At 41.8% G+C, this 15,000-nt stretch carries 11 protein-coding genes, 1 tRNA gene, 2 rRNA genes, 1 other RNA gene and 1 other annotated feature (2 of these 16 cut by a window edge); of the genes, 4 read left to right on the top strand and 11 right to left on the bottom strand.

What is annotated here, in order from left to right:
* From recR to tadA, 5 genes are all read right to left on the bottom strand, one after another.
* Nucleotides 1-546, bottom strand: partial view of a recombination mediator RecR gene (gene recR, locus JFV29_RS28135; RefSeq protein WP_053348887.1) — the 5' portion only. Its footprint begins 51 nt before the window's first position; only the first 546 of its 597 coding nucleotides appear in the window; it begins with the start codon at nt 544-546; its stop codon lies off the left edge, out of view.
* 60 nt (nt 547-606) lie between these two features.
* On the bottom strand, nt 607-924 hold the full coding sequence (locus JFV29_RS28130) for a YbaB/EbfC family nucleoid-associated protein (RefSeq protein WP_053348895.1): 318 nt from the start codon (nt 922-924) through the stop codon (nt 607-609).
* Nucleotides 925-945: 21 nt separating this feature from the next.
* Nucleotides 946-2,634: a DNA polymerase III subunit gamma/tau gene (gene dnaX / locus JFV29_RS28125; RefSeq protein WP_201187770.1), complete on the bottom strand. Its 1,689-nt coding sequence runs from the start codon at nt 2,632-2,634 to the stop codon at nt 946-948.
* Between the two features lie 186 nt (nt 2,635-2,820).
* An RNA gene (gene ffs, locus JFV29_RS28120) (signal recognition particle sRNA large type) lies at nt 2,821-3,085 on the bottom strand.
* Nucleotides 3,086-3,236: 151 nt separating this feature from the next.
* Nucleotides 3,237-3,743, bottom strand: coding sequence for a tRNA adenosine(34) deaminase TadA (gene tadA, locus JFV29_RS28115; RefSeq protein WP_057219375.1), 507 nt, complete (start codon nt 3,741-3,743; stop codon nt 3,237-3,239).
* A gap of 140 nt (nt 3,744-3,883) precedes the next feature.
* On the opposite strand from tadA, the gene JFV29_RS28110 reads away from it, so the two are divergent.
* The 3 genes from JFV29_RS28110 to JFV29_RS28100 all read left to right on the top strand — a co-directional run bounded on the left by JFV29_RS28110 (nt 3,884) and on the right by JFV29_RS28100 (nt 5,927).
* On the top strand, nt 3,884-4,429 hold the full coding sequence (locus JFV29_RS28110) for an isochorismatase family cysteine hydrolase (RefSeq protein WP_201187768.1): 546 nt from the start codon (nt 3,884-3,886) through the stop codon (nt 4,427-4,429).
* Nucleotides 4,430-4,618: 189 nt separating this feature from the next.
* Entirely contained in the window at nt 4,619-5,278 is a 660-nt protein-coding gene (locus JFV29_RS28105; RefSeq protein ID WP_201187766.1) for a deoxynucleoside kinase, read from the top strand.
* Nucleotides 5,256-5,927 carry a deoxynucleoside kinase gene (locus JFV29_RS28100; protein WP_098178168.1) on the top strand — a complete coding sequence of 224 codons (672 nt, stop codon included), beginning with the start codon at nt 5,256-5,258 and terminating at the stop codon, nt 5,925-5,927. Before JFV29_RS28105 ends, JFV29_RS28100 begins: the two co-directional genes overlap by 23 nt.
* A gap of 123 nt (nt 5,928-6,050) precedes the next feature.
* On the opposite strand, the gene JFV29_RS28095 is transcribed toward JFV29_RS28100, so the two are convergent.
* From JFV29_RS28095 to guaB, 4 genes are all read right to left on the bottom strand, one after another.
* Nucleotides 6,051-6,143, bottom strand: a tRNA-Ser gene (locus JFV29_RS28095).
* Between the two features lie 142 nt (nt 6,144-6,285).
* Nucleotides 6,286-7,563 (bottom strand): serine--tRNA ligase, encoded by a 1,278-nt coding sequence (gene serS, locus JFV29_RS28090; RefSeq protein ID WP_098178169.1) that lies wholly within the window; start codon nt 7,561-7,563, stop codon nt 6,286-6,288.
* Nucleotides 7,564-7,629: 66 nt separating this feature from the next.
* Nucleotides 7,630-7,856 (bottom strand) — a binding site (T-box leader).
* A gap of 67 nt (nt 7,857-7,923) precedes the next feature.
* The gene (locus JFV29_RS28085) at nt 7,924-9,243 is read right to left on the bottom strand and encodes a D-alanyl-D-alanine carboxypeptidase family protein (RefSeq protein WP_116821256.1); all 1,320 of its coding nucleotides are present in this window, start codon (nt 9,241-9,243) and stop codon (nt 7,924-7,926) included.
* A gap of 173 nt (nt 9,244-9,416) precedes the next feature.
* The gene (gene guaB / locus JFV29_RS28080; RefSeq protein ID WP_056528966.1) at nt 9,417-10,880 is read right to left on the bottom strand and encodes an IMP dehydrogenase; all 1,464 of its coding nucleotides are present in this window, start codon (nt 10,878-10,880) and stop codon (nt 9,417-9,419) included.
* Nucleotides 10,881-10,992: 112 nt separating this feature from the next.
* On the opposite strand from guaB, the gene JFV29_RS28075 reads away from it, so the two are divergent.
* Nucleotides 10,993-11,958 (top strand): YaaC family protein, encoded by a 966-nt coding sequence (locus JFV29_RS28075; RefSeq protein ID WP_056528964.1) that lies wholly within the window; start codon nt 10,993-10,995, stop codon nt 11,956-11,958.
* An 89-nt stretch (nt 11,959-12,047) separates the two neighbouring features.
* On the opposite strand, the gene rrf is transcribed toward JFV29_RS28075, so the two are convergent.
* Nucleotides 12,048-12,163, bottom strand: a 5S ribosomal RNA gene (rrf, locus tag JFV29_RS28070).
* A gap of 61 nt (nt 12,164-12,224) precedes the next feature.
* Nucleotides 12,225-15,000 (bottom strand): 23S ribosomal RNA (locus JFV29_RS28065); it runs 157 nt beyond the window's last position.

Genomic DNA, 15,000 nt, shown 5'->3' with positions numbered 1-15,000 from the left:
ATACTCCAGATCTCCGCCAACAGGTAGTCCATGGGCAATTCTTGTCACCTTAATCCCTGATGGTCTGAGCAGCCGCGAAATATACATGGCAGTTGCCTCTCCTTCAATATTAGGATTAGTAGCCAAAATGACCTCCTGCACTGTTTCGTCCTGCAGGCGCTTTAATAAATCGGGAATATTTATATCTTCCGGACCGATTCCGTCCATCGGTGAAATACTGCCATGTAGTACATGGTATAAGCCATTGAACTCTCTCATTTTTTCCATCGCTATTACATCTTTTGGGTCCTGTACGACACAGATTAAACTTCTATCTCTCCTTTGATCCTCGCAGATATAACAGGGATCCTGATCTGTGATATGACCACAGACTGAACAATACGTCAGATTCCGCTTCGCATTTACCAGCGCTTTTGCAAAATCCAAAACAGTATCTTCCTTCATGCTTAACACATGAAAGGCTAATCGCGCAGCCGTTTTCGGCCCAATCCCCGGCAATTTCATAAAGCTGTCAATAAGCTTGGAAATCGGTTCTGGATAATGCATCAAATTCCTCCTAAAAATTTCAAAAGAAACCTCCTGAAAGGAAGTTTCTTTTGAACTTGCTTAAAACATACCTGGAAGGTTCATCCCTTTAGTAAATTGCCCCATCGTCTGGTTTGTCAGTTCTTCTGCTTTTTTCAGAGCATCATTGGTAGCAGCTAATACTAAATCCTGAAGCATATCGATATCATCTGGGTCAACAACTTCTGGTTTGATGATTACATCAACTATTTCTTTATGCCCTGTCACGATAACTGTTACCATTCCACCGCCTGCAGTACCTTCAATCTTTTTTTCACCTAGCTCTTCTTGTGCCTCTGCCATCTTCTTTTGCATCTTCTGCATTTGTTTCATCATGTTTTGCATATTACCACCGCGCATACCCATTTTTCCTACCTCCAATTATTCTTTAATTTCAAGTAAATCATCGCCGACTAATTTTCTAGCCTCTGCTATAAAGGGGTCTTCTTCTTTTGATTCCGTTTCTTCTGTACCTTCGAACTGCTGTGTTGAAATAAAGTCCTCTCGCAACCTCTGCCATTGGCTCTCTGGAACTCCAGCTATCTCCATACGGCGACCAGTTAATTGCTGCATGATTGAGGCAATCACTTCCACGAAACGGTTATTTTCCATTGCCATTTGACAATGGATATCATATTTGAATTTTACCACAAAAGCCTCAGTTGACGCAGCAACAGGTTCTGCTTCTGTTAATAAAGCTGCTAATGACTTTTGGTTTTGCTGACCTAATTGTTCAAGTACTTCGCCCCACTTGCTTTTCACTACATTCAAATCTGGTTTCGTTGCTTGTTTTAAAACTTGATTAATCTTGCCTGTTGGCGCTTTATAAGCCTTTTTTATAACCCGCTGTGATTTCGCCTGTTCTGGAGGCTTTTCTGCCACAGCCGCTGAGATGCCACTTCTCTGTATTTCCTGTAATTTAACTTCCAAATCCTCTATTTTCTGAAGCAATTGTTGAATCTGCCCATTGTCCATTTGATTTGGCCTTTGCTCATTACATAATTTCACAAGAGCCACTTCAAGGAAAATCCTTGGATGATTCGTCCATTTCATATCCTGCTGTGTTTGATTGAAACTTTCAATAGTGGAATAAATCGATTCAGAAGAGATGACTTCTGATAATTCTTTAAATTGCGGATCGATTAACACGCGCTCAAAAGATTCAGCGAGAGCTGGTGCTGTTTGGTACAACAACATATCACGGAAATAATAAATCATGTCTTCAATGAACCGAGCTGGGTCTTTTCCCATAGCCAACAATTCATCAAGTACTTCAAGTGCCACTGCTACTTCTTTATCATAAATTGCTTTTGCCAACCGACTTAAGAATGCCTGCGAAACAGAACCAGTGACAGTCAATGCATCTTCTACAGATACCGTCTCTGAACTGAATGAAATTGCCTGGTCAAGCAAGCTTAGCGCATCACGCATCCCGCCTTCAGCTGCTCTCGCAATAATATGCAAGGCCTGTTCATCACATGAAACCCCTGTTTCAGCAATGATTTGAGCCATACGCCCAACAATATCCTGCGGCTGAATTCTTTTGAAATCAAACCGTTGACAACGCGAAATAATCGTTAGCGGAATCTTATGAGGTTCAGTCGTTGCTAATATAAAAATAACGTGCTTTGGCGGTTCTTCCAATGTTTTTAATAACGCATTGAAGGCCCCTTGTGAAAGCATATGTACCTCATCAATAATATAAACTTTATATGTAGCCGCATTCGGTGCATATTTGACCTTATCACGAATGTCACGGATTTCTTCGACACCATTATTGGATGCTGCATCAATTTCAATAACATCTGATATGGAGCCATCAGTGATTCCGCGGCAGGTAGCACATTCGTTACAGGGTTCACTTATCGGGGCATGCTCACAATTCACTGCTTTTGCAAGAATTTTGGCAGCGCTCGTTTTCCCTGTCCCACGTGGACCGGAGAATAAATAGGCATGCGAAACCTTTTGCCCGATTAGGGCATTCTGCAACGTTTTTGTTACATGTTCCTGCCCAACTACATCAATAAATTGTTGTGGCCGCCATACCCGGTATAATGCTTGATACCCCACGGAAATCCCTCCTTATTTTCTCCATCTTGTTTATTATACATTACTGATTTCCTTATTTTCAAAGTCAGCTTAAAGAAAACTCACTGATTGTCATATTCTTTTCAAGATTTACAACTAATTTAACTTCTTAACATGCAAAAAAACTCACCCGATACGAATGAGTTTTTTGATTATGTAAAATAACTGCCGTGCACCTTCTGTCGATTAGCAACCATAAGCGTTACTTAAGCAGTTAGCTCGGCCCAGGCAACCCTGCGGCACATGAGAACTTCCACTTAATGCTGCTTCCTTCCGGACCTGACATGGTTCATGGAGACCCATTGCGCAGGACCCGGGCGTCAACACCACTTACTTAAGGCAGACCCTACAGTACGCTAACCTCGAGAAGGAATTCAACCTCGCTAGAGCGGATTGCGAGTACAGGGCACCGCTACCTCCCCGTCTAGCACGGCAAATGTAATACCAATTTTCATAGCGTCACATCGACGCATAATTCATTATACTAAGGTAACAAAAAAAACGCAAGCCTTGTTCATTGAACAGTCTATTTCCCTAATCTTTATAAAAGGAAAAAGGCACGCACATCAAGTATTCAGACAAGGTTATTTATTTTCTTCCATATTTTTGAGCGCTTTCTCCTTTTTCAAGGTTTTCTTTCGATTCCTAAGCTCTTTAAAAAAGGCTGTCAGGATCCCTCCGCACTCGTCCCGCAACACACCGCTTGTAACCTCACACTGATGGTTGAAGCGTTCGTCTTGAAGTAAATCCATAAATGTCCCTGCACAGCCTGCCTTTGGATCATGGGCGCCAAAAACGACCCTTTTCACCCTCGATTGCAGAATAGCCCCAGCACACATAGGGCAAGGTTCCAACGTTACATAAAGTGTCGCCTTCTCAAGGCGCCAACTACCAAGTGAACCACAAGCCTCATTAATCGCAAGTAGCTCCGCGTGGGCAGTAGCATTCTGCTCTGTTTCCCGCAGGTTATGCCCCCTCGAAACTATTTGATCATCTATCACAATTAAAGCTCCAATCGGCACTTCGTTCAACATCTGCGCCTTTTCAGCTTCCTTTAAAGCCAATTTCATGTAATAGGCATCATCTTTCATAAAAAAACCCCCTCATATTAAGTAGGAGTAAACAGACAAATATAAGACAAAATAAAGGTCATACTACTTATTCTAATGAATAGTAACGCAAGCGACCTACCGGCTGCAAGTAAATTCAAACAATATAAGGAGGATATAACATGAATAAATCTACTTCCCCTTCCTTTGCTTTGCTTATCATTGATATCATTAATGATTTTAATTTCAATCACGGTGACATGCTCCTTGAACATACGAAGCTTATCATCGAGCCAATACTGAAGTTGAAAAAGCACATGAAAGAAAAGGGTTTCCCTATCATTTATATCAATGACCATTATGATTTATGGCAGGCTGACTTCGATAAGATTATCGACACCTGTAAAAATACAGAAAATGCTCAGCTAATTGAAAAAATCAAACCACAAAAAGATGAGTTCTTTCTCATCAAACCGAAGCATTCGGCTTTTTATGGGACTGCCCTTAATACACTGCTTAAACAACTGAAGGTGGAAACCTTAATTCTTACCGGCATTGCTGGTAACATCTGTGTGTTATTCACGGCTAATGATGCCTATATGCGAGAGTACCAATTATGGATCCCTGAGGATTGTATCGCTTCTGCATCAAAAGAAGATAACCTTTATGCGTTAACGATGATGAATCATGTTCTCAAAGCTTCCACACACAAAAGCAGAGACGTTTAGATTGAAAGACTCCGCCCAACTAGGCACTGACATTCCACTACCCTCGCATGACACTCCTAAATTCTCCTTCATTAACACCGGACAAAAATATCACTTAAGCTTCAAGTCTGTGATACAATATCTCTTGGCTGAAAAACCTAATAAACTGGGAGTTTCAGTCCGATACCTCATTGAAGGAGGACAGAATGGATGAAAATCACCCCATTTATCACTGTCGAAGGTCCAATCGGTGTAGGGAAAACATCACTAGCAAAAGTTATCGCTGACCATTTCCGAATTTCACTATTAAAGGAAATCGTTGATGAGAATCCATTTCTCGGGAAATTTTATAACAATATCGATGAGTGGAGCTTTCAAACAGAAATGTTTTTTCTATGTAACCGTTACAAGCAATTAGAAGATATTGAAACGAAGTTCCTTACTAATGACCAAGCCGTAGTGGCTGATTACCATATATTCAAGAACTTAATATTTGCTGAACGTACGTTAAAAAACGGACAATACAATAAATACCTTGAAATATTCAATATCTTAACTCGAGATATGCCGAAACCAAATATGGTTATTTATTTAAACGCAAGTCTGGATACTCTTCTGTCCCGAATCGGCAAAAGAGGACGTGAATTCGAAAAAAACATCAGCTCCCATTATTTAGAGCAGTTATCTTCGGATTATCAAACATTTATGGAAACGTTTGAGAAACAGCACCCTGACATACCTGTTCTTACATTTAATGGAGATGAATTGGACTTCGTTGGGAATAGGAATGACTTGAACACGATAATCATCCAAATAGAGAATGCCCTGCAAAAAGGAGTACAGCCACATGAACTTACGAAAGAAGTATAATATTCCAAACAACGCCGTCATTACGATAGCAGGGACGGTTGGTGTAGGTAAATCGACCATGACCAATGCATTAGCGAATGCCCTACAATTTAGGACATCTTTTGAAAAGGTTGATACGAACCCCTATCTGGATAAATTTTACGATGATTTTGATCGTTGGAGTTTCCACCTGCAAATCTACTTCCTCGCTGAACGGTTTAAAGAGCAGAAAAAAATCTTTGAATATGGCGGCGGTTTTATCCAAGATCGTTCCATCTATGAAGACACAGGAATTTTTGCAAAGATGCATTATGAAAAAGGGACAATGAACGAAGTAGACTACGAAACGTACACAAGCCTATTCAACGCGATGGTAATGACACCCTACTTCCCTCATCCTGACTTGCTTATCTATCTCGAGGGATCACTTGATGATATCCTCGACCGGATCCAAGAACGGGGGCGGCCGATGGAACAGCACACTCCTATTGAGTATTGGAAGGAAATGCACGGCCGTTACGAAGAATGGATTGATCAATTTAATGCCTGTCCGGTCCTTCGATTAAATATAAATGAATATGACCTTAAGCAAGATGAGGCTAGTATTGAATCTCTTATAAAACGGATCGCTGAATATATGGAGCAAACCAGATTATTACGAAAAATATAAATAATAAAAAACCACCGGGAATCCCAGTGGTTTTTTATTATATTAGAAAACAAAAATTCCGTTACAGAGATGTAACGGAATTTAACGATATCCAATTTATGCGCTGTGGTTATTAATAAGTTATGGAGGAGGTAGAGGGATTCGAACCCCCGCGGGATTTGACTCCCCTGTCGGTTTTCAAGACCGATCCCTTCAGCCGAACTTGGGTATACCTCCGTATCAACATTTATTATAATACATTGAATCAAAATCAAAGTCAAGCACTCTTAGAACATTTTTTTAAAATAATTATTAAACCAAATAAAAAAAGAACAGTTTCTCTATTACGAGAAACTGTTCCTTTTATACTTTTGAAACATTATGGTTTAATGACTTCCACACCGCGCATATAAGGTCGTAATACTTCAGGGATGACAACACTGCCATCTTCCTGCTGATAATTTTCCAATAGTGCGGCAACTGTCCGGCCGATTGCCAATCCTGACCCATTAAGTGTATGAATATGTTCTGGTTTCCCTTTAACATCACGGCGGAAACGGATATTAGCCCTTCTAGCCTGGAATGCTTCGAAGTTACTACAAGATGAAATTTCACGATACGTTCCATAGCTCGGGATCCAGACTTCGATATCATACTTTTTCGCAGCAGTGAAACCAAGATCGCCTGTACACATGCTTAATACTCGATAAGGAAGGCCTAGCAATTGAAGCACTTTTTCAGCATGTCCTGTAAGGTTTTCCAATTCTGCATAAGAGTCTTCTGGCTTTACAAACTTCACTAATTCCACTTTATTAAACTGGTGCTGGCGAATTAACCCGCGAGTATCACGACCAGCAGAACCTGCTTCTGAACGGAAAGATGCACTGTATGCTGCATAGCTTATCGGCAGATCGTCTATGCTTAGAATTTCATCACGGTGGAAATTTGTCACAGGCACTTCAGCTGTTGGAATCAAGAAATAATCGTCGCTCTCAATACGGAAAGCATCTTCCTCGAATTTAGGTAACTGACCTGTGCCTGTCATGCTTGCACGGTTCACCATATATGGAGGCAGCATTTCTTCATATCCATGTTCTTCAACATGAAGGTCGAGCATAAAACTAATTAACGCACGCTCTAAACGAGCACCGAGACCTCTATAAAAAACAAATCGGCTTCCGGTCACTTTTGCTGCCCGTTCAAAATCAAGGATTCCTAAATCTCCAGCCACATCCCAATGTGGTTTCGGTTCAAACTTAAATTGCGGCAATTCGCCCCATTTACGGATTTCAACATTATCATCTTCCGTTTCACCCACTGGTACACTTTCATGTGGAATATTAGGGATAGAAAGCAGCAGCGTTCCTAACTGGGATTCTACTTCACGAAGTTCATCATCAAATCCTTTGATTTGATCACCAACCTCACGCATTTCCACAATCAACTGGTCTGCATCTTTTTTCTCCCGTTTCAATACAGCTACTTGCTGTGAAACTTCATTCCGTTTACTTTTCAGTTTTTCTGTATCAGCAATTAAAGATCGACGCTTCACGTCTAACTCCTCAAATTTACCTAAATCAGTTAAATCTTCTCCTCTAAATTGCAGAACACGTTTCACTTCTTCAAAATTATTTCGTACATATTTCAAATCCAACATTTACAGTTCCTCCTCATTTATGATTTGTTAATTTATCAGAGAACGCAAAAAACTCCCGTCCCCCGAAGAAGGGACGAGAGTTAACCCGCGTTGCCACCCTAGTTGAAGGCATATGAAAAATACCTTCCACTTATCACGATAACGGCTTTTAACCGAAAGTAATTACTGACCCAATTAAGGTGTTCCATACTCTGCTCCAGGAGGGATTCACAAAACTCTAACACCGATTTCCACCAGCCATCGGCTCTCTTTAGAAAGAAATATTTGTTACTATATCCTGTCATGGCTTTCTCATAATCAAATTCTTTTCCATAATGTACTATAATTTTATACATTACGCAACCGTTTTATACACGAAACTTAAAACCAGCCTTTTACAGTAGAAGATACACTGCTCCATACATCACCAAAGAATCCACCAACTGCTCGCATTGATAACACAAACCAGTTTGCTTTTTCAACAGATTCTGCAGCTACGACGTCAACTTTCGCTGAATCCCCGTTAATATACCCGTAATCTTTACCATTTTTAGGAGTAACAGTGATGTAGCCAACTTTCTCACCTTTTTTGATTGGTGCAGTCAACTTACCGTCTTTGTCCAATTTGTTTTTATCAATCACTAATTCTGTTTTATAGTTTTCTTTCTCACCATTCTCAACAAGCAGTTCAATCGCTTTTTTAGATTGGATATTAACATTTTTCTCCTTACCTTTAACTACCGAAAGGGTTTCTTTCCCTTTCACTTGGTAATTGGCAGGAAGAATTTTTTCTTTTTCAAATGTTGCATATGCATAGTCCATCAGCTTAGTACTATCCCTGAAGCGTTCATTTTTAGTAGTAGACTTCATAACCACTGTAATATAACGTTGACCATCTCGGATAACTGTCCCCGTATGACCATAACCGGCAAAGTCAGTAGAACCTGTTTTCAGACCGTCTACACCTTTATATTCAAAGATCAGACCAGGTAACATCCAGTTGAAGTTTGGATACTCTTTCCCATCACGGAACTTCAATTTAGAAATGCTGGCATACTTTAATACTTCCGGATAATCATTAATAAGACGATAAGCAAGAAGTGCAGTATCAGTTGCTGTCATTACATTTTCTTCATCTTTTTTACCAGTAGGATACTCCCCTAACAAATTAGAGTTATTCAAGCCGCTGGCATTGACGAATTTATGGTTTTTCAGTCCTAGCTTTTTTGCTTTTTCGTTCATCAATTTCACAAAATTCTTTTCACTACCTGAAACTAGCTGAGCTAAGGCTACTGTCGCTGCATTTCCTGAATAGACAGCCATCGCTTGATATAGTTCCTTAACTGTATAATCTTCACCTTCTGTTAAACCAACATTCGACAAATTCGGTGCTTTTGAAAGATCATGTACATACTTATTTATTTTAACTTTTTGATCCCAAGTGATTTTCCCATTTTCAATTGACTCCATTATGATATATTCTGTCATCATTTTTGACATGGATGCAATCCCTAATACTTTATCGGCATTTTTTTCATACACGATTTGTCCTGTTTTACCATCTATAATGATGGCTGCCTCTGCCTTTAAACCTAAATTATCAGATTCAGCTTCAGCTTCCCCCGGTTGATAGGCAAATTGCGACATAACAAGAACAAAAACAAAAGTGAAAATGAGGGTAATCTTGCTGATTTTTTTCAATTTCCAATACCTCCAACTATTAAGCTTATCTCTATAACAAAAGAAGAAACTCTATCTATTTCCCTTAATCCTTGTTTAGTTTATCACAGAAGAAATAAAAAAAATAGACAGAGTCATCGGAGACCCTGCCTATTTTTACTTTAAATTTTAATGACAATTATAAGTTAAATTTATTACAATGAATAGTTCGGCGCTTCTTTTGTAATTTGAACATCATGTGGATGACTTTCCCTTAACCCCGCACCAGTCATTTTAATAAATTGAGAGTTTTCTCTCAAATCTTCTAATGAAGCTGTACCGCAATATCCCATACCTGAACGAATACCACCGATCAGTTGGAAAATAGTATCTGAAAGAGGTCCTTTATATGGAAGGCGTCCTTCTATGCCCTCTGGAACAAATTTCTTATTATCTTCCTGGAAGTAACGATCCTTAGAACCTTTTTCCATTGCTGCAACAGAACCCATTCCCCGGTACACTTTAAAACGGCGTCCTTGGAAGATTTCTGTTTCACCTGGGCTTTCAGTTACACCGGCAAGCATACTTCCAAGCATGACTGCGTGTCCACCTGCTGCTAGAGCTTTAACGATATCACCCGAGTATTTAATTCCGCCATCAGCGATAATTGTTTTTCCATGTTTCCTTGCTTCTGTTGCACAATCGAAAACGGCCGTAATTTGAGGAACACCTACACCAGCTACAACTCTTGTAGTACAAATAGATCCTGGTCCAATTCCCACTTTAACAACATCGGCTCCTGCTTCAATCAGTGCTTTCGTTCCTTCCGCAGTGGCCACGTTACCAGCGATGATAGTAAGTTCAGGATATTTTCCGCGAATCTCCTTTACTGCGTCAAGGACGCCTGCTGAATGACCATGAGCAGTATCAAGTACAATTGCATCTACTTGAGACTTAACAAGCATTTCTACACGCTTCATTGTATCTTTAGTCACACCGACAGCAGCACCTGCGAGTAATCTACCTTGCTTATCTTTTGCTGAATTAGGGAACTCAATGACTTTCTCAATATCCTTGATTGTAATAAGCCCTTTTAATACACCGTTATCGTCTACAAGAGGGAGTTTTTCAATTTTATACTTTTGAAGAATTTTCTCGGCTTGTTCCAAGTTAGTTCCAACTGGAGCTGTAACAAGATTCTCTATTGTCATAACACTAGAAATCTTCAAGGAAAAATCGGAAATAAATCGCAAATCACGGTTCGTAATAATACCAACAAGTTTTTGATCCTGTTCATTATTAACAACTGGTACACCCGAAATACGGTATTTACCCATTAAATGCTCTGCATCAAACACTTGGTGATCTGGTGTTAAGAAAAATGGATCTGTAATAACACCGCTTTCTGAACGTTTTACTTTATCAACTAATTCAGCTTGTGCTTCAATCGACATATTCTTATGAATAATACCTAACCCACCTTGACGAGCCATAGCAATTGCCATCTCTGCTTCTGTTACGGTATCCATTCCTGCACTGATGATAGGAAGGTTAAGCTTTAAATTCTCGGCTAAGTTGACTTGAAGGTTAACATCTTTCGGTAAAACCTCTGATTTCGCTGGAATTAATAGGACATCATCAAAGGTTAAACCTTCTTTTGCAAATTTATTTTCCCACATAATTTTCCCCTCCTGCTTAAAAATATTATTTGTAGGTTATCAATAGGACATACTACTGTCAAGAAGAGAAATAAATGTTAGATTATTCTATCAATTCAAAGGAGAGGCTGCAATGCCTGAAAACAATGATAATTTCGATAAATATACGCCTTTTTTTTCTGCATCTTCATCTCAACTTTTTTTACAAAAATGTTACACACATGAAAAAATAGAAGATGCAGAAATAAAAAGTTACGAAAACTGTTATCCTTTTATATACCATCTTGAACATGCGAAAACCTATTATAACCAGGCTGCTATAGCACCACTTTCTATCCAACCAATTTTATCCTTTTATGGATTTACCCAATTGTTAAAGGCCTGTCTACTTACCATCGACCCCAACTACCCGGAGTCCACTTCGTTGCTTGCTCATGGGGTAACTACAAGAAAGAGAAAAAAGCAACAATACGACTTTTTAAAAGATGAGGTAAAAACGCAAAAGAATGGACTTTTCACCTGTATTGCTGAAAAAATATTTAATTTAAAACATATGGAAGGTGAAAAATTTTCTATGGGAACGTTATTAAAGGAAATTCCAGATATGCAAAGCCTTGCATGGAATATTTCCCGTAAAAATTTTATACCTCTGTTACCTTCTTCTGATGGTTTTCAATTGCCTTCTACCATATTGGATAGCTATCAAATGACTAGTAGCCGCTTCGAGGAGTTTTTGACATCAAAAATAAATCATATATATCACCTTACAGAAACTCCTGGAAAACTGCTAATACAAACAGATAAAGTTCTTGTTTATAATGCTCCTTCTCCTATACGGTATAACTTGGTAGAGGAACAATTCATGTTATCCCTCAATAAAAGTTCGTCGGCCTTTTTATTACCTGAACTTTTGATTCATTATTTAATCTCTTATAACCTAAGTATAATAGCTCGTTATGAAACAGAATGGTGGGCAGAGTTGATGAAAACTATGCCTAATGATGATTACCCCTGTATAGTGCAATTCCTTAAAATAAGCCAATCTAAGGTACCATTTTTAATATTTGAATGGATTAGGTCTGAAAGGTTCAACCCCTGATTATTCTAACTACCTCCCAATAGGAAATGACTTATGGAAAATCTGATATACGAAAAAGACCAGCCAAGGATGGCTGATCTTTTTGAATGGCTTGGCGGCGTCCTACTCTCACAGGGGGAAACCCCCAACTACCATCGGCGCTGAAGAGCTTAACTGCCGTGTTCGGAATGGGAACGGGTGTGACCTCTTCGCTATCGTCACCAAACAATAAAGGAACGTTGTTCCTTCAAAACTAGATAATAAGAAGGTATTTCATTTTTTAAAGCGTGGTTAAGTCCTCGATCTATTAGTATCAGTCAGCTCCACATGTCGCCACGCTTCCACCTCTGACCTATCAACCTGATCATCTTTCAGGGATCTTACTAGCTTGCGCTATGGGAAATCTCATCTCGAGGGGGGCTTCATGCTTAGATGCTTTCAGCACTTATCCCGTCCGCACGTAGCTACCCAGCTATGCCTTTGGCAAGACAACTGGTACACCAGCGGTGCGTCCATCCCGGTCCTCTCGTACTAAGGACAGCTCCTCTCAAATTTCCTGCGCCCGCGACGGATAGGGACCGAACTGTCTCACGACGTTCTGAACCCAGCTCGCGTACCGCTTTAATGGGCGAACAGCCCAACCCTTGGGACCGACTACAGCCCCAGGATGCGATGAGCCGACATCGAGGTGCCAAACCTCCCCGTCGATGTGGACTCTTGGGGGAGATAAGCCTGTTATCCCCGGGGTAGCTTTTATCCGTTGAGCGATGGCCCTTCCATGCGGAACCACCGGATCACTAAGCCCGACTTTCGTCCCTGCTCGACTTGTAGGTCTCGCAGTCAAGCTCCCTTGTGCCTTTACACTCTACGAATGATTTCCAACCATTCTGAGGGAACCTTTGGGCGCCTCCGTTACTCTTTAGGAGGCGACCGCCCCAGTCAAACTGCCCACCTGACACTGTCTCCCACCCCGATAAGGGGCGCGGGTTAGAATTTCAATACAGCCAGGGTAGTATCCCACCAACGCCTCCACCGAAGCTAGCGCTCCGGCTTCTCAGGCTCCTACCTATCCTGTACAAGCTGTACCAAAATTCAATATCAGGCTGCAGTAAAGCTCCACGGGGTCTTTCCGTCCTGTCGCGGGTAACCTGCATCTTCACAGGTACTATAATTTCACCGAGTCTCTCGTTGAGACAGTGCCCAGATCGTTACACCTTTCGTGCGGGTCGGAACTTACCCGACAAGGAATTTCGCTACCTTAGGACCGTTATAGTTACGGCCGCCGTTTACTGGGGCTTCGGTTCAAAGCTTCGCTTGCGCTAACCTCTCCCCTTAACCTTCCAGCACCGGGCAGGTGTCAGCCCCTATACTTCGCCTTGCGGCTTCGCAGAGACCTGTGTTTTTGCTAAACAGTCGCCTGGGCCTATTCACTGCGGCTTTTCCGGGCTATTCACCCTAAAAAGCACCCCTTCTCCCGAAGTTACGGGGTCATTTTGCCGAGTTCCTTAACGAGAGTTCTCTCGCACACCTTAGGATTCTCTCCTCGCCTACCTGTGTCGGTTTGCGGTACGGGCACCTTACATCTCACTAGAGGCTTTTCTTGGCAGCGTGGAATCAGGAACTTCGGTACTATATTTCCCTCGCCATCACAGCTCCGCCTTAATGGAAACGGGATTTGCCTCGTTTCCGGCCTAACTGCTTGGACGCGCATATCCAACAGCGCGCTTACCCTATCCTTCTGCGTCCCCCCATCGTTCAAACGATGTATAGGTGGTACAGGAATATCAACCTGTTGTCCATCGCCTACGCCTTTCGGCCTCGGCTTAGGTCCCGACTAACCCTGAGCGGACGAGCCTTCCTCAGGAAACCTTAGGCATTCGGTGGAAGGGATTCTCACCCTTCTTTCGCTACTCATACCGGCATTCTCACTTCTAAGCGCTCCACCAGTCCTTCCGGTCTGACTTCAACGCCCTTAGAACGCTCTCCTACCATCGACACCATACGGTGTCAATCCACAGCTTCGGTGATACGTTTAGCCCCGGTACATTTTCGGCGCGGAGTCACTCGACCAGTGAGCTATTACGCACTCTTTAAATGATGGCTGCTTCTGAGCCAACATCCTGGTTGTCTAAGCAACTCCACATCCTTTTCCACTTAACGTATACTTTGGGACCTTAGCTGGTGGTCTGGGCTGTTTCCCTTTCGACTACGGATCTTATCACTCGCAGTCTGACTCCCAAGAATAAGTATTTGGCATTCGGAGTTTGACTGAATTCGGTAACCCGTTGGGGGCCCCTAGTCCAATCAGTGCTCTACCTCCAATACTCTCATCTTGAGGCTAGCCCTAAAGCTATTTCGGAGAGAACCAGCTATCTCCAGGTTCGATTGGAATTTCTCCGCTACCCACACCTCATCCCCGCACTTTTCAACGTGCGTGGGTTCGGGCCTCCATTCAGTGTTACCTGAACTTCACCCTGGACATGGGTAGATCACCTGGTTTCGGGTCTACGACCTCATACTCATTCGCCCTATTCAGACTCGCTTTCGCTGCGGCTCCGTCTTATCAACTTAACCTCGCATGAAATCGTAACTCGCCGGTTCATTCTACAAAAGGCACGCCATTACCCATTAACGGGCTTTGACTACTTGTAGGCACACGGTTTCAGGATCTATTTCACTCCCCTTCCGGGGTGCTTTTCACCTTTCCCTCACGGTACTGGTTCACTATCGGTCACTAGGTAGTATTTAGCCTTGGGAGATGGTCCTCCCTGCTTCCGACGGGATTTCTCGTGTCCCGCCGTACTCAGGATCCACTCAGGAGGGAACGAAGTTTCAACTACAGGGTTTTTACCTTCTTTGACGGACCTTTCCAGATCACTTCATTTACCCCGTTCCTTTGTAACTCCATGTTGAGTGTCCTACAACCCCAAGAGGCAAGCCTCTTGGTTTGGGCTAATTCCGTTTCGCTCGCCGCTACTCAGGAAATCGCATTTGCTTTCTCTTCCTCCGGGTACTTAGATGTTTCAGTTCCCCGGGTCTGCCTTCAGTACCCTATGTATTCAG

Source organism: Peribacillus sp. TH16 (genome assembly GCF_016651095.1).
Taxonomy (GTDB): domain Bacteria; phylum Bacillota; class Bacilli; order Bacillales; family DSM-1321; genus Peribacillus; species Peribacillus butanolivorans.
Note: the sequence above shows the minus strand (reverse complement) of the source record. Positions and strands in the feature narration are given on the sequence as shown.

Bases quoted from the DNA above. Each gene is read 5' to 3' on its own strand.
- guaB (WP_056528966.1), bottom strand. From the start codon at position 10,880: ATGTGGGAAAATAAATTTGCAAAAGAAGGTTTAACCTTTGATGATGTC.
- serS (WP_098178169.1), bottom strand. From the start codon at position 7,563: ATGTTGGATTTGAAATATGTACGAAATAATTTTGAAGAAGTGAAACGT.
- JFV29_RS28100 (WP_098178168.1), top strand. From the start codon at position 5,256: ATGAACTTACGAAAGAAGTATAATATTCCAAACAACGCCGTCATTACG.
- tadA (WP_057219375.1), bottom strand. From the start codon at position 3,743: ATGAAAGATGATGCCTATTACATGAAATTGGCTTTAAAGGAAGCTGAA.
- JFV29_RS28130 (WP_053348895.1), bottom strand. From the start codon at position 924: ATGCGCGGTGGTAATATGCAAAACATGATGAAACAAATGCAGAAGATG.
- JFV29_RS28110 (WP_201187768.1), top strand. From the start codon at position 3,884: ATGAATAAATCTACTTCCCCTTCCTTTGCTTTGCTTATCATTGATATC.
- JFV29_RS28075 (WP_056528964.1), top strand. From the start codon at position 10,993: ATGCCTGAAAACAATGATAATTTCGATAAATATACGCCTTTTTTTTCT.
- JFV29_RS28105 (WP_201187766.1), top strand. From the start codon at position 4,619: ATGAAAATCACCCCATTTATCACTGTCGAAGGTCCAATCGGTGTAGGG.